Origin of the sequence: Kribbella sp. NPDC050241, from assembly GCF_044459685.1 — a bacterium.
Classification (GTDB): Bacteria; Actinomycetota; Actinomycetes; order Propionibacteriales; family Kribbellaceae; genus Kribbella.
In genome coordinates this window covers 59,336-80,411 of the sequence record NZ_JBITJE010000005.1, presented here as the reverse complement: position 1 = coordinate 80,411, position 21,076 = coordinate 59,336, and the positions used below count along the sequence as shown (strand labels likewise).

Here is a 21,076-nt window from a genome sequence, read left to right as displayed (position 1 = left end):
ATCGCACACCGTCCCTGAAACGACCGCATCGGCCCTGCCGGGGCTCCCGCGGTGGTGAGCGGTGCCGGAGGCTCAGGACGACAGGGCACGGGGATGTGATGTCGCGTAGACCTCGCGGAGTTTGTCGACGGTGACCAGGGTGTAGACCTGCGTTGTGGTGACGGACGCGTGGCCGAGGAGCTCCTGGACCACGCGGACGTCGGCGCCGCCGTCCAGCAGATGGGTGGCGAAGGAGTGGCGCAGCGTGTGCGGTGAGATCTCCTTCGCGATCCCTGCGCGCTGTGCGGCCCGGCGCAGTACGGTCCATGCACTCTGCCGCGACAGCCGACCGCCTCGCGCGTTGAGGAACAGAGCCGGCGTACCGCGCCCGCGCTGCACCAGATCCGGACGTCCACGGACCTGGTACGCCGACAACGTGTCCCGGGCGTAGGACCCGACCGGGACGACCCGCTCCTTGCTGCCTTTGCCGCGCAACAGCACCGCACCGGTTTCCAGATCGATGTCGTCGACGTCCAGTCCGACCGCCTCGGAGATGCGGGCGCCGGTCCCGTAGAGAAACTCCAGCAACGCCGCGTCCCGCGTTGCGAGTACGGCGGGTTCCGCTTCGGCTCCCGCGGCCGCGGCGAGGATGCGCGTGACCTCGTCGACGGAGAGTGCCTTGGGCAACCGCTGCGGTGGCGCCGGCGGCTTCACCGCGGCCGCCGGATCCACTGCGGTCAGCCCTTCACGCAGACAGAACCGGTGAAACCCCCGGACCGCGACCAGAGTGCGGCCCGCACTCGACGCGGTGAGCGGCGGATGGTCCGCGTCGCCCTCCCGCAGCCGCATCAGGAAGTCGCTCACCACGGCCTCGGTGACGCGGCCGAGATCGTCGATCCCGGCCGCGGCGAGGTAACCCCCGTACCGGCGCAGGTCACGCCGGTACGACGCCAGGGTGTTCGCAGCCAGGCCGCGCTCGACCGTGAGGTGGTCCAGGTACGCGCTGACCGCCCGGCCGATGCTCAGACCAGCACCTCGTCGAGCTTCAGCTGCGGCAGGTCGTGCGCCTCGGCGACCGGGCCGTAGGTGACCTGACCGTCGAAGGTGTTCAGACCGAGGGCGAGGCTGTGGTCGCGCCTCAGCGCTTCCCGCCAGCCCAGGTTCGCCAGCTCGACGGCGTACGGCATGGTCACGTTGGTGAGTGCGTACGTCGAGGTGTTCGGGACCGCGCCGGGCATGTTCGCGACGCAGTAGAACAACGAGTCATGGACCTGGTACACGGGGTCGGCGTGCGTCGTCGGGTGCGAGTCCTCGAAGCAGCCGCCCTGGTCGATGGCGATGTCGACGAGCACGCTGCCCGGCTTCATCCGGCTGACCATGTCGTTGCTGACCAGCTTCGGTGCCTTCGCCCCCGGAACCAGCACCGCACCGATCACCAGGTCCGCCTCGAGCACGGCCTTCTCGATCTCGAACGCGTTCGCCGCGATCGTCAGCAGGTGCCCCTGGTAGATCCGGTCGGCCTCGCGCAGCCGCGCGATGTTGCGGTCGAACAACTGCACCTGCGCCTGCATGCCGAGGGCGATCGCGGCCGCGTTCATCCCGGCGACACCCGCGCCGATGATCACGACCCGCGCCGGGTGCACACCGGAGACGCCACCCATCAGCACACCGCGACCACCGCCGCTGCGCATCAGGTGGTAGGCACCCGCCTGCGGAGCGAGCCGACCGGCCACCTCGCTCATCGGGGCGAGCAGCGGCAGCGACCCGTCCGAGAGCTGGACCGTCTCGTACGCGATACCGGTGATCCCCGACGTCAGCAGCGCGTCGGTGCACTCGCGGCTGGCGGCCAGGTGCAGGTAGGTGAACAGGACCTGGTCCTTGCGCATCCGGTGGTACTCCTCGGCCACCGGCTCCTTCACCTTGAGCACCAGCTCGGCCTCGGCCCAGACGTCGTCCGCTGTCGGCAGGATCCGTGCCCCGGCCCCCACGAACTCGTCATCGGGGATCAGCGAACCGGCCCCCGCATCCCGCTCGATCAGAACCTCGTGCCCGCTGCGCACGAACTCGTGCACACCGGCCGGGGTGATGGCCACCCGGTACTCGTGGTTCTTGACTTCCTTCGGAACTCCGACCTTCACAACTCGCCCTTCTTTCACATTCCAGGTGTGCGGCCCACGTCGTTGTGTCCGCGGCCCGGCGGTGAGGGGTGTGCTGCCAGGTCGCTGCCGAGTGTAAGCCCGCGAAGTTCATACCACCTGATCGGATGGTCTGATCGTGACACGACTCGCTGAATCATTGCCCGGCGGTTCGGTTACACTCTTGTAGGACGCCGTAGCGGGCCGTGACGTTTACGCCGGAATCCCTTATCCCGCAGGCTTTGCGCAATCTTGACGCAATCTCCATTTCTGTCTTAACGCCAGTTTTGCACTGCCCGGAAGGGCAGCGTCCGTCGCTCGTCCGGTGCCCCGTTTGAAACGCTTGAGGAAGGTCGTGACATGGAGCATGAGATCGCTCTGCCGGGCGGCAACGTCGGTGGTGCCGTCCGCGTCGGCGACACCGTACGGCGGGCCACCGGACCGTGGACGCCGGCCGTTCATGGACTGCTCGACCACCTGGCCGCCGCCGGACTGACCGGCGTACCGCGGGTGCACGGTTTCGACGACAGCGGACGCGAGATCCTCGACTTCCTGCCAGGTACGTCGTACGGCCCCGAGGTGCCCGACGACGTGCTGGCCGACGCGATGCACTGGCTCGCGCAGTACCACCGCGTAGTCGCGTCGTACCGGCCTGTGGGCGAGGTCGTCTGGCGAACGAGCCGCGGTGAACTCGCGGCCGGCCAGATCATCTGCATGCACGACTACGGGTACTACAACTGGATCGGCACCGAGGACGGGTTCAGCGGCGTGATCGACTGGGACATGGCCGGCCCGGGTGTGCCGCTGGACGACATCGCCTTCACCGCCTGGAACACAGCGCCACTCGCGATGCCGATGGATCCCGCCTACCAGGCCGGCCGACTGCGGCTGATGGCCGAGGCGTACGGCGGTGACGTGTTCACGCCACTGCAGATCCTCGAGGGCGCTCCGTTGCGCGCGCAACGGTCTGCTCGCGTCATCCGCGCCGGTCAACTGGCCGGCGATCCGGGCATGCTCAACCTCGCGACCGTCGGCGAACCCGAGCGCACCGAACACCGGTTGAAGGACCTGCGGCGACGGGTCCCGGAGATCGCCGCCCACCTTTGACGTGACAACGATCATTGACGCCCCCTCCGCGTCGTCGGGGATGCTTGTCCGTGGAGCCCGCCCGCTCCGGGTTGCACCCTGAGATCGGTCGACGAGAGGAGAACGACGTGGCGGTCGAACTGGGACGGTTCGGGGTCTGGCACGGATCGCCGCACTGGGGCCCGGAACTGGCGGCCGGGCTGGAGCAGGCCGGGTACAGCACCCTGTGGCTGGGGGCATCGCCCGAGGCGGACCTGCGCGATGCGGAAGTGTTGCTCGCATCAACGAGTTCGGTTGCTGTGGGCACCAGCATCGTGAACATGTGGAAGTCGCCGGCGGCCGAGGTGGCGGCGTCGTACCACCGCCTGGAGGGCGAGCATCCGGGGCGGTTCCTGCTCGGGGTCGGCATCGGCCACCGGGAGCGGACCGGCGAGTACCGGTCGCCGTACGAGACGATCGTGAGCTACCTCGACGAGCTGGACGACGCGAAGGTGCCGGCCGACCGGCGAGCTCTGGCCGCGCTCGGCCCGAAGGTGCTGCAACTGTCGGGCAGCCGGACTGCCGGCGCGCTGCCGTATCTGACGACGCCGGAGCACACCCGCGAAGCGCGCCGGACCCTCGGCGGCGGGGTGCTGCTCGCGCCGGAGCAGATGATCGTGCTGGAGACCGACGACGAGATCGCGCGGTCCACGGCTCGCGACCGGCTGGCGTCGTACCTGCAGTTGAGCAACTACACCTCGAACTTCAAGCGGCTCGGGTTCACCGAGGACGACATCGCCGACGGCGGCAGTGACCGGCTGGTCGACGCGATGGTGCTGCACGGTTCGGCGGTGGAGGTCGCCGACGGTCTGAACGCACATCTGGAGGCCGGTGCGGACCACGTCGCGATCCAGTTGCTGGGGCCTGAGGGGGTCGATCTGCTGCCCGGGTACGAGGCGTTGGCAACGGTTCTCGGATAGGGATCGGCGGAGCCGTCCGACGACGCGCCTGTTCGCCGGACGGCACCCCTTGAATCCCCGCCGGAACGAGGGAACATCGGCAGTAGACGCACCACATCGTGCGGTGCGCTGTGGAGGTGTTTCCCCATGACTGAGCGACATGAGTTGCGTTGGGGCGGCTTCGCCGGACTGGCCTTCGTCGTCCTGGCTCTCCTGGGCAGATTCCTGCCCGGCACCCCTCCGACGGTCGGCGATTCGGACGGAACCATCACCGGCTGGCTGACCGACCACCGGAACTCGATCCTGATCGGCTCGCTGATGTGGTGCGCTGCGGCGGGGTTGATCATCTGGTTCGCCGCCGCGTTCGCCGAGGCGATGCGGGAGCGGGCCGAACGCAGTGACGTCCACCTCGCCCTGCTGGCCGGCTCGGTGCTGGTCGGTAGCGCGATCTTCGTGAACGCCGCCCTCACCGGCGCGACCGCCTTCGGCGTCGACGGCCGGGACGCCGGTTTCTCCTTGATGCTGTTCGAGGTGACCGCGGTGATGAGCACGATGATCGGCTTCGCGGCCGCTCTGCCGTTGGCCGCCGCGGGCATCGGCGTACTGCGGACCCGGCTGATGCCGAACTGGCTCGGGTACCTGGGCCTGCTGGCCGCGGTGGTGTCCTTCGCCGGTGCCTTCGGGGTGTTCGTCTCCGACGGCACGTTCGTTGCCGGTGGCACCTTGATGACCACGGTCCCGTTGCTGCTGTCCTCGGTCTGGCTGGTCTGCGCCGGCGGCTACATGGTGCGCGAACATCTTCCGGAGGTGACCACCGGCGAGGCCGCCGTACCGCAGACCTGAGTGCCTAGAGCATCCTGAAGTCCGCGAAGTCGAACCCTGGTGAGACCACACAGGACACCAGGACGGGTTCGTCGTCGGCCGGACGTGCCGCTTGCCACGCGTTGGGTGGGATCACCACCTGAGGTCGCTGGCCGGCGCGCACGTCCGGTCCCAGGGTGACCGCCTCAGCGGTTTCCGGGGTTTCGCCGTACTCGAGGGTCAACGGGCCGCCCGAGTGCCACAGCCAGATCTCCGCCGAGCGCACCTGGTGCCATCGCGACTCTTCGCCCGGCGCGAGCAGGAAGTAGATCGCGGTCGCACTGGCGCGCGTTCCGCCGTACCCCTCGGGTTCGAACTCCACCTCCGAGCGCCACGTCTCCCGGTACCACCCGCCCTCGGGGTGTGACTCCAGGCCCAGCACATCCGCCAACGCAGGCTTGTCCATGCGTTCATTCTCGGGCCAGCAAGGCTCGCACCGCGGCCACGTCGGCTCCGTCCAGCGATCGGACGAAGCGCCGGAGGACCTCGGCCTGATCCGCTCCGAGTTCCAGAGCCGCGCGCATCTGCTCCGCGACGAGTTCCGCGGCGTCCTTGGTCGGGTGGTAGCGGGCCTGCACGCGGGCGACCAGGCGCTTGCGGCCGAGCCGGGTCAGGATGGTGTGAACCGTGGTGTAGGCGAGGTCGCCGGCCATCGCGGCATGCACTTCGACCGGCGACAACGGTCGCTCGGCGGCCCACAACGTGGCGAGTACCGCACCCTCGAGTTCGCCCGCGCCGCGTCTGGTCCTCATGTCCACCACCTACATCTACAAGCGTTCTCCCCGCCTCCCTTCCGCCTGACGGGTGAGTGCGGGGGTGAGCCGAAGATCAGCCTTGTGCGCTTGTGAACGGAGCCGGAGACTCGGAGCTCCCAGCCCCCAGCTCGCGAGGTGCACCGATGCGAACACTCTTGAGTGAAGTCGAAGAACGCCACGCTGCTCTGCTGAATCTGCTGCAGGCCGCCGCACATCGCGGGTCGCCGGGCCAGCCCGGCGAGGCCCGGATGAACACCGACAGGTTCCTCGCCGAAGCCAGCCGCCACACGGCCGCGGCCACCCGGGTTCTGCTTCCGTCGATCGCGAAGCATCTCCCGGCCGGTCGGGCCGAGGTCCGCGACCACCTGCGGGCGATCCGTCGACTGGAAGTGACGCTGGTGAAGGCCAAGGCGAAGGAGTACGGCCAAGCCCAGACAGTCCCCCTGCCGTGGGCTTCGGTGTGGGCCGGGGTCCGCACTCACCTCGCCCGGACCATCGCCGCCGAGCGCCGTCTGGCGGCGATGCTCGCCGAGCACCTCGAGACCGGCGACGACGCCCGACTGCGCGAACGGTTCACGCGGGCGATCGCCACCTCGCCGACCCGGCCGCACCCACACCTGCCACACACCGGCTTTCCGGGCTACTGCACGCACGTGCTCTGGGCGAAACTCGACGCGCTCTGGGACGAGGTCGAAGGCCGGGTGACGTCGGCCGCGCCGACCCGACGAGTCAAGCCGGCCGGCCGCCGGGCACTGGACACACTTCCCCGCCGGTGGCAGACCGGCACGCCCTACTGAGCCTCGCCAGCCGTATCCGCCAGGAACACGCTGCTGCCGTAGATGTCCTCGGCCGTCAGCGTGATCAGATCCTCCTTACGCAACGGGCGCCGGAGCTCGACCAGCCGCCGGGCCTGCCGGAGACGGGATCGCTCGATCGCGTTGCGCACACTGCGGGCATTGGAGAACCGAGGCCGTCGCATCCGCTTGGTCAGGTACTCCGAGAACGCGGACTGCGCGGCGTCGTCGAAACGGAAGTTCTCCGACGTCAGCATCAGGTCGGCGATCTGCACGAGTTCGGTGTGGTTGTAGTCGTCGAAGCCGATGTGGTGCGGAACCCGCGAACTCAGGCCGGGGTTGGCCGAGAAGAACGTCGCCATCCGGTCCGGATAGCCGGCGAAGATGACGACCAGGTCACCCCGCTCGTTCTCCATCTCGGTCAGCAGGATCTCGATCACCTCCTGCCCGTAGTCGCGTTCGTTGTCCGGCCGGAACAGGTAGTAGGCCTCGTCGATGAACAGCACCCCACCGGCCGCCCGGGCGATCGCCTCCTTCGTCTTCGGCGCGGTGTGGCCGATGAACTGACCGACCAGATCGTCGCGGGTGACGGTGTGCACCCGCGGCGCACGGATGTACCCGAGCGCGTGCAGGATCGCGGCCATCCGGAGCGCCACCGTCGTCTTCCCGGTCCCGGGTCCACCGGTGAAGCTCATGTGCAGCGTGGGCCGCGACGACGTCAGCCCGAACTGACGACGTGCGCGGTCCACCAGCAGGAGCGAGGCGATCTCGCGGACCCGGCGCTTGACCGGGGCGAGCCCGACCAGCTCCGCGTCGAGGGCGGCCAGGGTCTCCTCGACCCTGGCCGCGGCCTCGTCGACCGAAAGGTCGAGCTCGGCGTCGTCCGTCAGCACCTCCGGTTCCGCGGCCTCGGCGGCCGCCTCCGGAACCGGGCGAGGGACACCGAAGCCCTTCGGCGTGTCCATCCGTCACCCGTCCCCGTAGCGTGCTCCGGCCGGTCGCGTCGTGGCGTACGACGAGAGGGCGTAGCGCTGGGTCCGGTCCGGCCCTTCGACCCGGGAGAGCAGGAATCCTGGCTCTTCGGCGGGCTTCTGGACGATGAAGTGCATGGCAGTGGTCTGCCGGCCGAGGCTCGCGTCGTACGCGAGCACCCGGACGTAGTGGTTCGGGTACGTCGCCCGGCACTCGTTGATCTGGGCAAGGACACCGTCGGGCTCGTCCAGGTCGAACAGCGGCAGCCCCCACATCTCCCAGTAGACGTTGCGCGGGTGCGGGTCGTCGGTGTACTCCACCGAGACCGGCCAGCCGTTGCGCAAGGCGTAGCGGATCTGGTCGGCGATCTCGTCGTCGGTCAGCGCGGGCAGGTAGGAGAAGGTCCCGTGACGCAGTTGCATGATCGTGCTCCCTTCAGTGACTTGCCGTGGCGGTCGGAACGATGTCCGGTGCGTCCGTGCTGGTGTAGTCGAAGGTGACGTCGCCCCAGGTGGACAGCGCGGCCTCCAGTGGTGCACAGGACTTGGCGGCGATCCGCAGTACGTCGGGTCCTTCGCGGAGCAGGTCACGACCTTCGTTGCGGGCCTTGACGACGGCCTCGAGCGCGACTCGGTTGGCCTCTGCGCCGGCCGCGATGCCGAACGGGTGGCCGATGGTGCCGCCGCCGAACTGCAGGATGACGTCGTCGCTGAACAGGTCGAGCAACTGGTGCATCTGGCCGGCGTGGATGCCACCGGACGCGACCGGCATGACTCCGGGCATCGAGGCCCAGTCCTGGTCGAAGAAGATCCCGTTCTGCAGGTTGGCCGGCACGTGGTCGTCCCGCAGCGTGTCGTAGAAGCCGCGGGTCGTGGCCGGGTCACCCTCGAGCTTGCCCACGACGGTCCCGGCGTGGACATGGTCGACTCCCATCAGCCGGCACCACTTCGAGATCACCCGGAAGCTCACGCCGTGCGTCTTCTGCCGGGTGTACGTCGAGTGCCCGGCCCGGTGCAGGTGCAGGAGTACGCCGTTCTGCCGGGCCCAGTGCGCCATCGACTGGATCGCGGTGTAGCCGATGGTCAGGTCGATCATCACGACGACGCTGCCCAGCTCCTTGGCCAGCTCGGCCCGGTTGTACATCTCCTCCATCGTCCCGGCGGTGACGTTCAGGTAGTGGCCCTTGACCTCGCCGGTCTCGGCCACCGCTTTGTTCACACCCTCCATCGCGTAGAGGAAGCGGTCCCGCCAGCGCATGAACGGCTGCGAGTTGATGTTCTCGTCGTCCTTGGTGAAGTCCAGCCCGCCGCGGCAGGCCTCGTAGACGACCCGGCCGTAGTTGCGGGCGGACAGCCCGAGCTTCGGCTTGATGGTTGCCCCGAGCAACGGGCGCCCGTACTTGTTGAGCAGCTCGCGTTCCATCACGATCCCGTGGGCGGGACCCTGGAACGTCTTGACGTAGGCGACCGGGATCCGCAGGTCCTCCAGCCGCAATGCCTTGAGCGGCTTGAAGCCGAACACGTTGCCGATGATCGAGGAGGTGAGGTTGGCGATCGACCCCTCCTCGAACAGGTCGATGTCGTAGGCGATGTAGGCGAAGTACTCGCCCGGCCGTCCGGGGACGGCGTCCACCCGGTACGCCTTGGCCTGGTAGTGGGTGTTCGCGGTCAGCCGGTCGGTCCAGACCACCGTCCAGGTCGCCGTCGAGGACTCGCCGGCGACGGCGGCCGCGGCCTCGATCGGCTCGACGCCGTCCTGCGGTGTCACCCGGAAGACGGCGAGTACGTCGGTCTCCTTCGGCTCGTAGTCCGGGTTCCAGTACCCCATCCCGGCGTAGCTCTGCACCCCCGGGTCCCAGCGTTCCTTGGTCATCGATCGCTCCTTCCAGCTGTCGAGTCACCAGCGTGCGCCCTGCAATACGTCAACTACAATTGAGACTTCTCCGCTTACCGTTAAGCGATAGGTGCACAATGAACTTACCGGCCGCCGCGACCTGGGGACGCCTTCAGACCTTCCTCGCGGTCTACGAGGGCGGCAGCATCCGCGCGGCGGCCGAGGCTCTGCACGTCACGCCTCCCGCGGTGTCCGCCGCGATCGCGGCGCTGGAGACGGCCTTGGGCACGGCGCTGTTCACCAAGTCCGGCCGTGGCATCGTCGCGACGGACGCCGGCGAGACGTTCGCGTCGTACGCGCGCAAGCTGCTCGGTCTACTCGCCGAGGCGGCCAGTGCCGTTCACGACGCCGATCGAGGCCGGCTCCGGATCGGCGCGGTGGCGACCGCGAGTGAGTACGTCCTGCCGCGGCTGATGGCGTCGTTCGCCGAGGAACATCCGCAGGTCGAGCTGTCGCTGTCGGTCCTCCCCCGCGACGAGCTCTTCACCCTCGCCCGGGACCACGCCGTCGATGTCGTCCTGGCCGGACGACCGCCGCGCGGGTCCGGCCTGGTCACGCGCGCCCGCCGGGCGAACCGCCTGGTGCTGGTCGGCCGGCCCGGTCGCGACGAAGACCCGCTCACCACCACCTGGTTGCTCACCGGCCAGGGTTCGGGCACGCGAGACACCACGCTCTCGTTGCTGAGCCGGCTCCAAGCGGCGCCACCGCTGCTGACCCTCGGGACGTCAGGGGCGGCGGTCGCAGCGGCTCGCCAGGGACTGGGCCTGACCTTGGTCCATGAAGAGGCCGTGCTCGGGCAACTCGACGCCGGCGAGCTCGCGCCGTACGCCGTACCCGGGACTCCTGTCGATCGGCCGTGGCATCTGTGCACCACCGCCGACCCGACCGCCGCGAGCCGCCTGTTCCTGCGGCATGTCTGCGATCCCGAGCGGGTGGGGACGGCCGCGTTTCACACCCGGTCTCGCCCGAAGGGGTGAGTACGGCGCCGTCGTACGACCGCATGCTGCTCTGCATGACCACGACGCTGCGCACCGACCTCCCCACCCTCGCCGACACCGCCCGTCGGATGGCCCACGCCGGTCGCGGCATCCTGGCCGCCGACGAGTCCATCAAGACCATGTCGTCCCGGCTCGAACAGGAAGGCATCGCATCGACTGAGAACGCGCGACGGGACTACCGCGAGCTGCTGATCACCGCCGAAGGGCTGTCCGACTCGATCAGTGGGGTGATCTGGTGCGACGAGACGTTCGGTCAGGACCTCAGCGACGGCCGCCCGTTCCCGCAGGCTGCCCGCGAGCTGGGCATCCTGCCCGGTATCAAGGTCGACACCGGCACGAGCAAGCTGCCGGGTGGTGGCGGAGCGCTGATCACCGAGGGGCTCGACGGCCTGGGTGACCGGCTCGCGTCGTACGCCGAGCGCGGAGCCGCGTTCGCGAAGTGGCGTGCGGTCTTCGACGTCGCCACGATCACGCCGTACTCGGCGCGGGCCAACGGTCACGCGCTCGCGCGGTACGCCGCCCTGTGCCGGCAGCACGGCATCGTCCCCATCGTCGAGCCGGAGGTTCTGTGCACCGGCGACCACAACCTGGGTGCGTCCGCACAGGCGTCGAGCCTGGCCCTGAGCGTTCTCTTCGACGAACTGGCGCAGGCTGAGGTCGACCTGTCCGGCATCGTGCTCAAGCCGAACTTCGTCACGCCGGGTCTCGATGCCCCCGCTGCTACCGCACGCACAGTTGCCGCCGCGACCTTCGGCGTTCTGTCCGACACAGTTCCGCCCGCGGTGGCCGGAATCGCGTTCCTGTCCGGGGGTCAGCCGACGAGTCACGTCTGCGAGGCGCTCCGGGAACTGCACCGCCTCGGCGATCGCCCGTGGCCGGTCACCTTCTCGTTCGGGCGCGCGCTGGTCAGTGACGCCCTGAGCGCTTGGGGTGGCGACGGACGGAACGTGGCGACTGCCCAGCAGATCCTGGTGGACAACTGCCGTCAGGCCGGCCAGGCGATCCGCTAGAACGGCAGCTCGACCAGCACCGTCGTCCCTCGATCGGGCACCGATTCGATCCGGAGTGACGCTTCGATCAGGGCGCAGCGTTCCGCGATCGAGCTGAGCCCGAAGTGCTGCGCACCGTCCGCGTCCCATGCGCGGGCGGTACGCCGTTCCGCGGGGTCGAAGCCCTTGCCGTCGTCGGCGCAGCCGAACACGATCGAGTCGCCGACCCGCCGCAGTGACAGGACGACGCGATCGGCCTCGGCGTGCTTGACCGCGTTGGCGAGTGCCTCCTGGGCGATCCGGTAGAGGGCCGCGGCGACGTGGTCGGGGATCACGTCCAGAGCCGCCGAAGGATCGACCAACAGGTCGATCGAGGGTGACTCCCCGCCACTCGCCGCCGTCTGCACGAGGGACTCCATCGCCGCGACCAGGCCCAGGTCGTCCAGCACGAGACTGTGCAGACCGGAGATCGCGGCGCGCGTCTGATGATAGGCAAGATCGGCCAGCTCCCGGGCACTGACGAGCTCCGCCCGGGCCCGCTCGAGCTCCTGCTTCGCCGGTGTCGCAGCCTTGGGGTCGCTGAGCTCGGAGACCGTCAGGTCGGCCGCCGAGAGGTGGAACGCCATCGACGCCAGGGCTGTCGTGACACCGTCGTGGAGATCGAAGGCGATCCGCCGGCGCTCGGCTTCCTGGGCCGAGATCGCCTGCTTGATCAGGCGGTCGCGTTCCGTCCGGTGGCGGTTCACCGCCAGCCACAGTTGCTCGGCATGCAACCGCAGCCCGAGCACGGCGGCGTACGGCTCGGCGACGGCGAGGTCGTCGGGACCGAACGGCAGGCGCGGACTGCGATGTGCCGCCAGTACGCCGACGATGCGGTCCTCCAGACCGCGCAGCGGCAGGACCATCCTGGCGACGGTTTGCCGGGGCTCCAGCCGCAACAGCTGCCGGTGCAGCGCATTGCGCGGCGAGTCGGATGCAAGGACAACTGGTGTGCCGTTGCGCGCCACCTGTCCGGTCACTCCGAAGCCGACCGGCATACTCAACGCGGCTGCCGACGGGTGCGGCGGCCAGAGGTCAGCGACCGTGAGCTCCTGCCCGTCGCTGGCCAGCAGCAGTACGCCGTCGGCCCGCAGCAAGCTCGCGAGCTCGGCGGCCGTGGGCACGGCGCCTGTGGCGGTGGTCAACGGAACAGACCCTCGCGGAGAGCGACAGCTATGGCGCCGCTGCGGTCGGAGACTCCGAGCTTGCGGTACAGGCCACGGATGTGGGTCTTCACGGTGTCCTCACTGACGACGAGCTTGCTCGCGACGCCCTTGTTGGAGTGACCGGAGACGAGGAGCTCCAGCACCTCCGACTCGCGCTGGGTGAGGCCGAGGTGTGCGCCGGGCCAGAACTCCCCCGCGTTGAGCCGCGCCGCGGACAGTGCCACGCGGCCGGCCAGCGCATGGTCGATGACGGTCTCGCCGTCGCGCACCCGGCGCAGATGCGCCACCAGCTCCTGGCCGTCGATCCGCTTGAGGATGTAGCCGGAGGCACCGACCCGCAAGGCCTGGTACAGGTAGTGCTCGTCGTCGTACACCGTCAGCAGCACGACCTTGGTCTCCGGGTACTGCGCGGTGATCTGACGGCACAGATCGAGCCCGCTCTCCTTCCCGATCCGCACGTCGCACAGCACGACGTCGGGCCGCTCGTCGGCGACCAGCGTGAGAGCCGCCGCGGCTGTGGTCGCCTGTCCTGTGATGACCACCTCGGTGGCGAAATGACCGAGCATCGCGACCAGGCCGTGCAGCACCATCTCGTGGTCGTCCACCAGGACCAGTCGCAGCGGTGCCGTCATAGACCAAGACTAAGCGGAGCAGGCCCGGAAACCTTGTGTTCTCAGGGGGATTCACCCGCATCTCCACCCGGCCGGGTGAGTGCCGGAAGGGGTCTGGCGCGGTCCGCTGGGAGTTCTCCGACCAGGAAGGCCGCACCCATGACCGAACCCACCCCTCGCGTTCCCCCGCCGCTGATCGTTCCGTCGGTCCTGCCCGCGGACTTCGCCCGTCTCGGCGACGAGATCCGCGAGTTGTGCGACGCCGGCGTCGACCGGATCCAGTGGGACGTGATGGACGGGGTGTTCGTCCCGAACCTCACCTTCGGCCCGGACGTGATCGCGGCGGCCCAGCAGCACAGCCGGGTCGCCTTCGAGGCGCATCTCATGGTCGTCGAGCCCGACGTACTGCTGCCGCGCTACGTCGAGGCGGGCTGTGAGCTGGTCATCGTGCACGCGGAAGCCTGCACGCACCTGCATCGCACCCTGGGCCGGATCCGGGACCTCGGCGCCCGCAGCGGTGTCGCTCTGAACCCGCACACGCCCGCCGACCTGGTGGAGAACGTCCTGACCGAGACCGACCTGGTACTGGCGATGACGGTCAACCCCGGCTTCGGCGGTCAGGCGTACATCCCTTCGATCGAGAAGAAGGTGGCGCGGCTGCGGCGGATGATCGACGACTCCGGCCTGCCGATCGAACTCGAGGTCGACGGCGGGATCACCGCCGAGACCATCACCGGCGCAGCTGCCGCCGGTGCCGACGTCTTCATCTCCGGTTCCTGGATGTACGCCCACCAGGACGGGAAAGCAGCGGCCGTACGGCAACTGCGCGCCGCCGCGGCGAGTGCTGCACGGAACGAGGAGGCTGCCTGATGACCGAACTCCTGCAGCGGTCCACACCGCCGTCCGTCGAGACCGACCGGCTCGCTGTCGACACCCTGCGGTTCCTCGCCGTCGACATGGTGCAGGCCGCGAACTCGGGGCATCCCGGTATGCCGATGGGCGCCGCGCCGATGGCGTGGGCGCTCTGGAGCCGGCACCTGCGCCATGACCCGGCCGCACCGGACTGGGCCGATCGCGATCGCTTCGTTCTCTCGGCCGGGCACGGATCCGCGCTCCTGTACGGCCTGTTGCACATCTTCGGGTACGACCTTCCCGAGGCCGAGCTGCGCAACTTCCGGCAGCTCGGGTCGCGCACCCCCGGGCATCCCGAGTTCGGTCATACGGCCGGGGTCGAGTGCACCACCGGTCCGCTCGGACAGGGACTTGGCATGGCGGTCGGGATGGCGCTGGCGGAGCGGATGGAACACGCCCGCTACCCGGAGATCACCGGCCATCACACGTACGCGATCGTCGGCGACGGCTGCCTGATGGAGGGGATCAGCCACGAGGCCGCCTCCCTCGCCGGGCACCTTGGCCTGGGCCGGCTGGTCGTGCTCTGGGACGACAACTCGATCACCATCGACGGAGCGGTCGATCGGTCCTGCAGCGATGACCAGGCAGCCCGCTTCGCGGCGTACGGCTGGCACACACAGACGGTTGCTGACGGCACCGATGTGGACGCCGTCGACGCAGCGATCACCCTCGCCAAGGCCGACCCACGTCCGAGCTTCATCGCCGTCCGGACCATGATCGGTCACGGCGCGCCCGGCGTGGCGGGTACGTCGAAGGCACACGGTTCGCCGCTCGGTGAGGAGTTGGCCGCGGAGGCCAAACGACTGGCCGGCTGGGAGCATGCGCCGTTCGCTGTTCCGGAGCAGGTGCGGGCTGTCTGCGATGAGCTGGCCGCGGCAGGTGCGCGCGAACATGACGCGTGGGACGCGGCGGTTGCGGCGTACACGCCGGAGCGTGCAGCGGAATTCCACCGCAGTCAGGCTCGGCAACTGCCCGATGGCCTCGGGGATGCGTTGCTCGCGGTCCCCGGCGATGCGCCGCGGGCCACGCGGCAGTCGTCCCAAGCCTGCCTCAAGGCGGTGACCGCGCTGATGCCGGAACTGGTCGGCGGCTCGGCGGACCTCGCAGGTTCCACCGGGACTGCGACCGGAGGTGCCGTGGTGACGCGAGACGACTACTCCGGCTCCACGATCGCCTTTGGAATCAGGGAGTTCGGCATGGCCGCGGTCATGAACGGACTCAGCCTGCACCGCGGATTCCGGGTGTACGGCAGCACGTTCCTCGCGTTCGCCGACTACCTGCGCCCCGCGCTCCGGCTCGCCGCCCTGATGCGGCAGCCGGTCATCCACGTGCTGACCCACGACTCGATCGCGGTCGGCGAGGACGGTCCCACTCACCAGCCCGTCGAGCAGATCGAGTCGTTGCGCCTGATCCCCGGACTGCAGGTACTGCGTCCTGCCGACGACGCCGAAACCGCACGGGCCTGGCACCTCGCGCTGGAGCGGACCGACGGACCGACCGCTCTGATCCTGTCCCGTCAGTCGCTCCCCCAGACCACGCCACTGGATGACCACGGCCCGCGCGTCGCGGTCGAGCTCGTGGCTACCGGATCCGAGGTCGGCCTCGGCGTGGAGGTCGCGAAGGCGCTGACCGCCGAGGGGTACGACGTTCGCCTGGTCTCGGCAATGGACCGGTCGACGTACGTCGCGGATCCGCACGCGACCACGGTCAGCCTGGAGGCCGGTAGCACCATGGGCTGGAAAGGCGTGGTCGACCTGGCCATCGGGATCGACGAGTTCGGTACATGTGGTCCCGGGGATGAGGTGATGGCGCATCACGGCTTCACCGTGCCGGTGGTGGTCGAGCGGATCCGCGAACACCTGCGGTACCTGAGGTGAACCGGCTGGCCGCTGTCGTGTTCGACGTCGACGGAACGCTGGTCGACAGTGAACGCGATGGCCACCGGGTCGCCTTCAACGCCGCCTTCGAGGAGGCGGGACTGCCCGACCACTGGGACATCGCGACGTACGGAAGGCTCCTCCGGATCACCGGCGGAGCCAGACGCCTGGCAGTTTGGTTCGAGCAGGCGGGTCGGTCGTCCGAGGATGCCCGGCGCCTGGCGGAGCGCTTACATGCTCGCAAGACCGCGATCATGCGGGACTTGATCGAGGACGGGAAGGTGCAGGCGCGGCCAGGAGTTCACCGCTTGCTCGACGACCTCGAGGCGGGCGGCGTACCGGTGCATGTGGCAACGACTGGGACTCGGGCGTGGGTCGAGCCACTGCTCGACCGGGTCTTCGGTCCCCGCTTCCAGATCGTTGTCACCGGCACCGAAATACCCGACCTCAAGCCGAGCCCGGCGGCGTACGACGAGGTGCTGCGGCTGGCCGGCTGTCCGGTCGAGCGGACTGTGGCCGTCGAGGACTCGCAGAACGGCGTACGGGCGGCTGTCGCGGCCGGCCTCCGTGTTGTTGCCGCCCACAACGAGTACACCCGGGACGACGATCTGTCCGGGGCGGATCTGGTGGCGGACGGGTTCGAGGATCCAGACCTGGTGGCCTGGTTCCGGCAGTGAAGATGCTGGGAAAACGACGGTGCCCCGCAGCCTCGCTGCGGGGCACCGTTGGGTCAGACCGTCCAGGTCGCCAGGACCAGGGCGCGGTCACGCCAGGCCTGGATGTTCGCGTCCAGTACGTCGAGCGGGTTGAACGGAGTGACGCCCTTGATCAGGTCGTCCTCGCGCATGCCGTAGAGGGCGCCCATCGCGAACCGGCACGCATAGACCTTCGCGCCTTCGTCGATCAGCGTCCGCAACTGCTTGTTGTAGCCCAGGTTGCCCGGGAAGCCCTCGTTGCCGACGGCCGGGTAACCACGGGCCGCCGACGCCATCAGGACGCCGGGTCCGTAGAGAACGAAGGTGAGGTCGAACCCCTTCCGCTGCAGCCGGGTGGCCGTGAGCATGTTGACCAGACCCACAGAACCCTCGAAGGGAACGGTGTGCATGAAGACGTACGCCTTGTCGCCTTCGTTGGCCTGGTAGTCGGGGAATACCTTCTCCTCGACGTCGAAGAGGATGTCGCCCTCCTGGGGCGGTTCGATGGTGACCGTCTTCGGCATGATGCTGACTCCTTCGAGGTGTTGACGGTGCGGAGATGATGGGAGGACCTGCGCCCGGGTCGGGTGCAGGGGTTCACTGGTCGCCGGGCGGGAGGTACTCCGGCTTCGGCCATCCCATCCGGTGGCTGCCGGGCATCGCCTGCATGGTGGCCCGGCGCAGGCCCCAGGGGAGGAACCGGTACACGGGGGCGAAGACCTGTCGCCACCACCGGTCCTTGAGTCCGTGTGGCCGGGCCGGCGGGTTGGCGTCGTACCTGGCGGCCACGCGGCGTTGTGCGTCGCTGAGCAGGGCGTGCTCGGAGTTCGAGCGGAGCCAGCGGAAGAAGGACATGCCGGCCGCCTCAGAGCTTCGCGACGAGCGCTTGCGCGGCCATCGCGATGGGTTCGTTCAGCGCGCCGATCGCGGGCGAGTAGACGTTCTCCATCGTCGCCAGCGTGTCGATGGTGACGCCGGTCCGGGCCACGATGCCGAGGAAGTCCGCGCGCTCCTTGATCCCTTCGCCGCCGATCATCTGGGCGCCGATCAGCCGCCGGGTCTTCGGATCCGCCAGCAGCTTGACCTTGATCGGCTTCACGCCCGGGTAGTAGCGCGCCCGGGTGATGCCGTCGGCGACACCGGTCACGAAGGGCAGGCCGAGCGCGGTGGCGAGGGTCTCTCCGAACGAGACTCCGCCGATCATCCACTGCCCGGCGAGCATTCCCCAGGGCACGTAGACCGGGTTGTGCACCCGGTTGCCGCCGGCCGCGTTGATGCCGGCCGTCTTGCCCTGCGCGTACGCGTGGCTGCCCGAGAGTCCCTGCAGCGGCACGTTCGAGACACCGTGCGGGATCTCGGCGCAGTCACCCGCGGCGAAGACGTTCGGGTCGGACGTGCGCATGCGCGGGTCGACCGCGATGCCGCCGGTGCTGCCGAGCTTGATCCCCGCGGCGCCGGCCAGTGCGGTGTTGGCGACCTTGTGGCTGCCGATGACGGCCAGTTGCGCCGGTACGTCGCCGAACGTCGTACTGACGTGGGTGAGCGTGTCCGTGCCGTGGAAGGCGGTCACCCGCTCGCCGAACTTGAGCGTCACGCCCGAGTCGGCCCAGTCCTTGCGGACCGGTTCGACGATGTCCGGGTCGATCACGTCGGCCATCGGCCACGGACCGGGATCGACCAGCGTGACGTTGATGCCTCGGTGCTGCAGGGCCGAGACCATCTCCATCGCGATCGGGCCGGACTCCACCACCACGGCCGACTCGACCGTGTCCAGGTACTTGTCCCACTCCATCGCGGCGCGGATGTTCTTGACGTGGTAGATGCCGCCGAGCTCGACACCGGGGATGTCCGGGGTGTCGTAGTTCCAGCCGGTCGCGAGGATGAGCTTGTCGTAGCCGACCTCGCCCTCGCCGCCGACCTTGATCGTGCGCGACCGGGTGTCGATGCTCTCGACGGTGGTCTCGTAGTGCACGTCGATGCCCTGGGCAACGTACTGTTCCTTGGTGGCGAGGAACAGTTTCTCGAAGGACTCGATCTCCTTGCCGTGCACGAACGGGATCCCGCACGGGCTGTACGCGACGTCCTCGTACTCGGTGTAGACCACGGTCTGCACCGACGGATCCTGGCCCTTGGCGGCACCGGCCACCCCCAGGCCGGCGGCTCCGCCGCCGATCACAACGATCTTCACGAGTACTCACTTCCGTCAGTAGGAACAGCGGCGGTGGACACCGCCTGGGTGCTCAGTCGCACACCGGAGCGAAGGGTGTTGGTCACGTAGCAGACCCGCTCGGCCACCTCGACCAGGCGCTCGAGCTCGGCCTCGGGTGCACCGATCCGGGCGTCGACCCGGATGGCGCCGAACTGCAACCCGTCGTACGTGCCGGTCGCGCGGACCGACAGCTCTGTCAGCTCGATCGAGCGCTTCCGCGCCGCATAGCTGAGCGCCAGCGTGAAACAGGAGGCGACCGAGGCGAGGAGCAGGTCGGTCGGCTGGGGTCCGAGGTCGGTGCCGCCGACGCTCAGGGGTTCGTCGACCTCGATCGTGAAGGACCCGGCCTCGACGGAGCAGTGGTATCCGCCGTGCCAGACACCTTCGACGGTGCGGTCGGCTGCCACCTGGCCGTCAGTGCGTGTGGTCGCCATGGCCGTCGTCGCGATGATCATGACCCGCGGGCCGATGACAGAGAACGTCGGCGCGAACGTCGATGTCGTCCGCGGACACCACACCGCGCTCGGACAGCAGCGCCTCGAGCGCACCGAGCCAACGGTCGTAGTAGCTGTACTCCCCCGGCTCCGCCTCGCGCCGGGACACCTCGGCGATCAGGTTCTCCTGGAAGTCCTTCCAGGTGAACAGCCCTTGATCGGCCAAGGCCGCCGCGATCCCGAAGGCCCTGCTCTCCCACGGTTGCGCGAAGACGAGCTCGCCGTTCGACCGGGGCAGCCCGGCAACGGTGTCTTCGAGTGCGTCCGCGGTCATGAGACCACCTCGGCGACGCCGACCATGGCGTCGCGGGTCACGAGGGCGGCGAGCTCCTCCTCGGACAGGGTTTCGGTGTGCGCCGGGCGGCGTGGCAGAACGAAGTACCTGTTCTCGGCGCTGGAGTCCCAGACCTTGATGCCGATGTCGTCGGCAAGTTGCAGCCCCATCTCCGCGAGCAGCGCCCGCGGCTCCCGGACAGCCCGGGACCGGTACGCCGGATCCTTGTACCAATCCGGCGGCAGCCCGAGCACCGGCCACGGGTAGCAGGAGCACAGAGTGCACACGACGAGGTTGTGCACCTCCTCGGTGTTCTCCACCACCACGATGTGCTCGCCCTGCGGACCGGCGAAGCCGAGCTCCTTGATGGCACCGGTGCCGTCCGCGAGCAGCCGCTCACGGTAGTCCGGATCGACCCAGGCCTTGGCCACGACCTTGGCGCCGTTCAGCGGGCCGACGTCGTTCACATAGCGATTGATGAAACCGTCGAGTACCTCGGTCTTCACCAGGCCGCGCTCGGTGAGCAGCTCCTCGAGCGCCTCGGCGCGCAGGGCGGCCGGTGGCCGGTCGACGGAACGTGGATCAGAACTCACTGGCTCTCCTCCAGGTAGCTCTCGAAGAGGTCGATGAGCAGGGTCGAAGGTTCGGCGTCCGGGCCCCACAGCTCGGTGGACTCGAAGCGAACGGTGTACACGTGCTGGGCGTCCTCGCCGGTGAAATGCGCCGTGCTGTCGGGCAGCACGGCGGCCGGACGGCGGGCCTCGACGGTCCCGGTGCGACCGCGGACGTACGCGGGCATCCGGGTGTGGCCGGACTTGTACAGCTCACGGGCCCGGACGCGCTGCCCGGTGCCGAAGGCCGGCTCGTCGTCGATCTGCCGCAACGAACCGGGCCCACCACGCTGGTACGACGGTTTGTTCACCTCGGTGCCGGCCGGCTCGGTGACGTCCTCGCCGGCCAGGCGACGTGCACGGGCTTCGACCGCACCCGGCGCGAGCACACCGCTGTCGACCAGCAGCAGCTCGGCAGCGCACAACCAACGCCCGTAGTACCCGTCGGACAGGTAGTCGATCGGGTGCAGGCGCTCGAGCGCGTGCCGGAAAGCGTCCAGGTTGGTCCCCGAGGCGCCCATCGACGCGAGGCTGAGGGCGAACGTGCGGGCGTGCCAGTCCTCGGCGAAGACGGGCTCGTCCGGGTCGACCGCAACCGTGCCCCAGCCGTGGGTGCCACCCATGTCGTGAATGCCGTCCACAAGCGGTTCTCCTCGCGTCCGGTGGAATGACTCCGAATCTCTTATCGGATAAGCTAGTACACTATGAGACACACAGACATCCGTCAACCATCGGATAGACTGCGTCTACTAAACGCCGGGGTCGACCGGCAGACGACGAAGGAGCGA

General features: G+C 69.0%; 25 protein-coding genes. 9 read left to right on the top strand and 16 right to left on the bottom strand.

Features of this window, described 5'->3' with window-relative positions:
* Positions 1-72 precede the first annotated feature (72 nt).
* Both xerD and ald read right to left on the bottom strand, forming a co-directional pair.
* Entirely contained in the window at positions 73-1,005 is a 933-nt protein-coding gene (xerD, locus tag ACIBG5_RS23995; protein WP_396394162.1) for a site-specific tyrosine recombinase XerD, read from the bottom strand.
* Positions 1,002-2,117, bottom strand: a complete 1,116-nt coding sequence (gene ald / locus ACIBG5_RS23990) for an alanine dehydrogenase (protein ID WP_396393711.1) — start codon at positions 2,115-2,117, stop codon at positions 1,002-1,004. The genes xerD and ald overlap by 4 nt, the downstream gene beginning before the upstream one ends.
* Positions 2,118-2,474: 357 nt before the next feature.
* Between ald and ACIBG5_RS23985 the strand changes: the two genes are divergently transcribed.
* From ACIBG5_RS23985 to ACIBG5_RS23975, 3 genes are all read left to right on the top strand, one after another.
* A complete protein-coding gene (locus ACIBG5_RS23985; RefSeq protein ID WP_396393710.1) occupies positions 2,475-3,221 on the top strand; it encodes a phosphotransferase in 747 nt (248 codons plus the stop codon).
* A 107-nt stretch (positions 3,222-3,328) separates the two neighbouring features.
* Positions 3,329-4,159 carry an LLM class F420-dependent oxidoreductase gene (locus ACIBG5_RS23980; RefSeq protein WP_396393709.1) on the top strand — a complete coding sequence of 277 codons (831 nt, stop codon included), beginning with the start codon at positions 3,329-3,331 and terminating at the stop codon, positions 4,157-4,159.
* A gap of 126 nt (positions 4,160-4,285) precedes the next feature.
* Complete coding sequence (locus ACIBG5_RS23975; RefSeq protein WP_396393708.1) at positions 4,286-4,981, top strand: DUF4386 family protein; 696 nt, start codon at positions 4,286-4,288, stop codon at positions 4,979-4,981.
* A gap of 4 nt (positions 4,982-4,985) precedes the next feature.
* Here ACIBG5_RS23975 and ACIBG5_RS23970 read toward each other — a convergent pair whose 3' ends face one another.
* Together ACIBG5_RS23970 and ACIBG5_RS23965 are read right to left on the bottom strand one after the other, a co-directional pair.
* Positions 4,986-5,405: a cupin domain-containing protein gene (locus ACIBG5_RS23970; RefSeq protein WP_396393707.1), complete on the bottom strand. Its 420-nt coding sequence runs from the start codon at positions 5,403-5,405 to the stop codon at positions 4,986-4,988.
* Positions 5,406-5,409: 4 nt separating this feature from the next.
* Complete coding sequence (locus tag ACIBG5_RS23965) at positions 5,410-5,751, bottom strand: BlaI/MecI/CopY family transcriptional regulator (RefSeq protein ID WP_396393706.1); 342 nt, start codon at positions 5,749-5,751, stop codon at positions 5,410-5,412.
* 146 nt (positions 5,752-5,897) lie between these two features.
* Here ACIBG5_RS23965 and ACIBG5_RS23960 point away from each other — a divergent pair, with 146 nt between their 5' ends.
* The gene (locus ACIBG5_RS23960; protein ID WP_396393705.1) at positions 5,898-6,551 is read left to right on the top strand and encodes a hypothetical protein; all 654 of its coding nucleotides are present in this window, start codon (positions 5,898-5,900) and stop codon (positions 6,549-6,551) included.
* Here ACIBG5_RS23960 and ACIBG5_RS23955 read toward each other — a convergent pair.
* The 3 genes from ACIBG5_RS23955 to ACIBG5_RS23945 are packed head-to-tail and all read right to left on the bottom strand — an operon-like array spanning position 6,545 to position 9,392.
* Positions 6,545-7,513, bottom strand: coding sequence for an AAA family ATPase (locus ACIBG5_RS23955; protein WP_396393704.1), 969 nt, complete (start codon positions 7,511-7,513; stop codon positions 6,545-6,547). The two genes, ACIBG5_RS23960 and ACIBG5_RS23955, sit on opposite strands and share 7 nt — an antisense overlap.
* Before the next feature lie 3 nt (positions 7,514-7,516).
* Positions 7,517-7,942: a ribulose bisphosphate carboxylase small subunit gene (locus ACIBG5_RS23950; protein WP_396393703.1), complete on the bottom strand. Its 426-nt coding sequence runs from the start codon at positions 7,940-7,942 to the stop codon at positions 7,517-7,519.
* A 13-nt stretch (positions 7,943-7,955) separates the two neighbouring features.
* Complete coding sequence (locus tag ACIBG5_RS23945; protein WP_396393702.1) at positions 7,956-9,392, bottom strand: form I ribulose bisphosphate carboxylase large subunit; 1,437 nt, start codon at positions 9,390-9,392, stop codon at positions 7,956-7,958.
* 98 nt (positions 9,393-9,490) lie between these two features.
* Here ACIBG5_RS23945 and ACIBG5_RS23940 point away from each other — a divergent pair, with 98 nt between their 5' ends.
* The gene (locus ACIBG5_RS23940) at positions 9,491-10,390 is read left to right on the top strand and encodes a LysR family transcriptional regulator (RefSeq protein WP_396393701.1); all 900 of its coding nucleotides are present in this window, start codon (positions 9,491-9,493) and stop codon (positions 10,388-10,390) included.
* A gap of 35 nt (positions 10,391-10,425) precedes the next feature.
* Positions 10,426-11,421 (top strand): class I fructose-bisphosphate aldolase, encoded by a 996-nt coding sequence (locus ACIBG5_RS23935; protein WP_396393700.1) that lies wholly within the window; start codon positions 10,426-10,428, stop codon positions 11,419-11,421.
* Here ACIBG5_RS23935 and ACIBG5_RS23930 read toward each other — a convergent pair.
* Both ACIBG5_RS23930 and ACIBG5_RS23925 read right to left on the bottom strand, forming a co-directional pair.
* Positions 11,418-12,584, bottom strand: a complete 1,167-nt coding sequence (locus tag ACIBG5_RS23930; protein WP_396393699.1) for a GAF domain-containing sensor histidine kinase — start codon at positions 12,582-12,584, stop codon at positions 11,418-11,420. The genes ACIBG5_RS23935 and ACIBG5_RS23930 overlap by 4 nt on opposite strands.
* Positions 12,581-13,237 (bottom strand): response regulator, encoded by a 657-nt coding sequence (locus tag ACIBG5_RS23925; protein WP_396393698.1) that lies wholly within the window; start codon positions 13,235-13,237, stop codon positions 12,581-12,583. Before ACIBG5_RS23925 ends, ACIBG5_RS23930 begins: the two co-directional genes overlap by 4 nt.
* 138 nt (positions 13,238-13,375) lie before the next feature.
* Here ACIBG5_RS23925 and rpe point away from each other — a divergent pair, with 138 nt between their 5' ends.
* From rpe to ACIBG5_RS23910, 3 genes are read left to right on the top strand one after another with little or no spacing between them, the layout of a single operon-like run.
* A complete protein-coding gene (gene rpe / locus ACIBG5_RS23920; RefSeq protein ID WP_396393697.1) occupies positions 13,376-14,086 on the top strand; it encodes a ribulose-phosphate 3-epimerase in 711 nt (236 codons plus the stop codon).
* A complete protein-coding gene (gene tkt, locus ACIBG5_RS23915; RefSeq protein WP_396393696.1) occupies positions 14,086-16,005 on the top strand; it encodes a transketolase in 1,920 nt (639 codons plus the stop codon). Before rpe ends, tkt begins: the two co-directional genes overlap by 1 nt.
* Positions 16,002-16,682 carry an HAD family hydrolase gene (locus ACIBG5_RS23910; protein ID WP_396393695.1) on the top strand — a complete coding sequence of 227 codons (681 nt, stop codon included), beginning with the start codon at positions 16,002-16,004 and terminating at the stop codon, positions 16,680-16,682. The genes tkt and ACIBG5_RS23910 overlap by 4 nt, the downstream gene beginning before the upstream one ends.
* Before the next feature lie 53 nt (positions 16,683-16,735).
* On the opposite strand, the gene ACIBG5_RS23905 is transcribed toward ACIBG5_RS23910, so the two are convergent.
* From ACIBG5_RS23905 to nthB, 7 genes are all read right to left on the bottom strand, one after another.
* Complete coding sequence (locus tag ACIBG5_RS23905) at positions 16,736-17,224, bottom strand: MSMEG_0572/Sll0783 family nitrogen starvation response protein (RefSeq protein WP_360446389.1); 489 nt, start codon at positions 17,222-17,224, stop codon at positions 16,736-16,738.
* A 73-nt stretch (positions 17,225-17,297) separates the two neighbouring features.
* Positions 17,298-17,555 (bottom strand): hypothetical protein, encoded by a 258-nt coding sequence (locus ACIBG5_RS23900; RefSeq protein ID WP_360446387.1) that lies wholly within the window; start codon positions 17,553-17,555, stop codon positions 17,298-17,300.
* A gap of 10 nt (positions 17,556-17,565) precedes the next feature.
* Positions 17,566-18,888, bottom strand: a complete 1,323-nt coding sequence (locus ACIBG5_RS23895; protein ID WP_396393694.1) for an FAD-dependent oxidoreductase — start codon at positions 18,886-18,888, stop codon at positions 17,566-17,568.
* Positions 18,885-19,343: an OsmC family protein gene (locus tag ACIBG5_RS23890; RefSeq protein WP_396393693.1), complete on the bottom strand. Its 459-nt coding sequence runs from the start codon at positions 19,341-19,343 to the stop codon at positions 18,885-18,887. The genes ACIBG5_RS23895 and ACIBG5_RS23890 overlap by 4 nt, the downstream gene beginning before the upstream one ends.
* Positions 19,324-19,677, bottom strand: coding sequence for a nitrile hydratase accessory protein (locus ACIBG5_RS23885; RefSeq protein WP_396393692.1), 354 nt, complete (start codon positions 19,675-19,677; stop codon positions 19,324-19,326). The genes ACIBG5_RS23890 and ACIBG5_RS23885 overlap by 20 nt, the downstream gene beginning before the upstream one ends.
* Positions 19,674-20,270 (bottom strand): nitrile hydratase subunit alpha, encoded by a 597-nt coding sequence (gene nthA / locus ACIBG5_RS23880; protein WP_360446379.1) that lies wholly within the window; start codon positions 20,268-20,270, stop codon positions 19,674-19,676. The genes ACIBG5_RS23885 and nthA overlap by 4 nt, the downstream gene beginning before the upstream one ends.
* Positions 20,267-20,929, bottom strand: coding sequence for a nitrile hydratase subunit beta (gene nthB, locus ACIBG5_RS23875; RefSeq protein WP_396393691.1), 663 nt, complete (start codon positions 20,927-20,929; stop codon positions 20,267-20,269). Before nthB ends, nthA begins: the two co-directional genes overlap by 4 nt.
* Positions 20,930-21,076 lie beyond the last annotated feature (147 nt).

What these genes read in the sequence shown, in the direction of transcription:
- ACIBG5_RS23985 (WP_396393710.1), top strand. Translation starts at nt 2,475, where the DNA reads ATGGAGCATGAGATCGCTCTGCCGGGCGGCAACGTCGGTGGTGCCGTC.
- ACIBG5_RS23975 (WP_396393708.1), top strand. Translation starts at nt 4,286, where the DNA reads ATGACTGAGCGACATGAGTTGCGTTGGGGCGGCTTCGCCGGACTGGCC.
- ACIBG5_RS23970 (WP_396393707.1), bottom strand. Translation starts at nt 5,405, where the DNA reads ATGGACAAGCCTGCGTTGGCGGATGTGCTGGGCCTGGAGTCACACCCC.
- ACIBG5_RS23965 (WP_396393706.1), bottom strand. Translation starts at nt 5,751, where the DNA reads ATGAGGACCAGACGCGGCGCGGGCGAACTCGAGGGTGCGGTACTCGCC.
- ACIBG5_RS23960 (WP_396393705.1), top strand. Translation starts at nt 5,898, where the DNA reads ATGCGAACACTCTTGAGTGAAGTCGAAGAACGCCACGCTGCTCTGCTG.
- ACIBG5_RS23955 (WP_396393704.1), bottom strand. Translation starts at nt 7,513, where the DNA reads ATGGACACGCCGAAGGGCTTCGGTGTCCCTCGCCCGGTTCCGGAGGCG.
- ACIBG5_RS23950 (WP_396393703.1), bottom strand. Translation starts at nt 7,942, where the DNA reads ATGCAACTGCGTCACGGGACCTTCTCCTACCTGCCCGCGCTGACCGAC.
- ACIBG5_RS23945 (WP_396393702.1), bottom strand. Translation starts at nt 9,392, where the DNA reads ATGACCAAGGAACGCTGGGACCCGGGGGTGCAGAGCTACGCCGGGATG.
- ACIBG5_RS23940 (WP_396393701.1), top strand. Translation starts at nt 9,491, where the DNA reads ATGAACTTACCGGCCGCCGCGACCTGGGGACGCCTTCAGACCTTCCTC.
- ACIBG5_RS23935 (WP_396393700.1), top strand. Translation starts at nt 10,426, where the DNA reads ATGACCACGACGCTGCGCACCGACCTCCCCACCCTCGCCGACACCGCC.
- ACIBG5_RS23925 (WP_396393698.1), bottom strand. Translation starts at nt 13,237, where the DNA reads ATGACGGCACCGCTGCGACTGGTCCTGGTGGACGACCACGAGATGGTG.
- rpe (WP_396393697.1), top strand. Translation starts at nt 13,376, where the DNA reads ATGACCGAACCCACCCCTCGCGTTCCCCCGCCGCTGATCGTTCCGTCG.
- tkt (WP_396393696.1), top strand. Translation starts at nt 14,086, where the DNA reads ATGACCGAACTCCTGCAGCGGTCCACACCGCCGTCCGTCGAGACCGAC.
- ACIBG5_RS23905 (WP_360446389.1), bottom strand. Translation starts at nt 17,224, where the DNA reads ATGCCGAAGACGGTCACCATCGAACCGCCCCAGGAGGGCGACATCCTC.
- ACIBG5_RS23900 (WP_360446387.1), bottom strand. Translation starts at nt 17,555, where the DNA reads ATGTCCTTCTTCCGCTGGCTCCGCTCGAACTCCGAGCACGCCCTGCTC.
- ACIBG5_RS23890 (WP_396393693.1), bottom strand. Translation starts at nt 19,343, where the DNA reads ATGGCGACCACACGCACTGACGGCCAGGTGGCAGCCGACCGCACCGTC.
- ACIBG5_RS23885 (WP_396393692.1), bottom strand. Translation starts at nt 19,677, where the DNA reads ATGACCGCGGACGCACTCGAAGACACCGTTGCCGGGCTGCCCCGGTCG.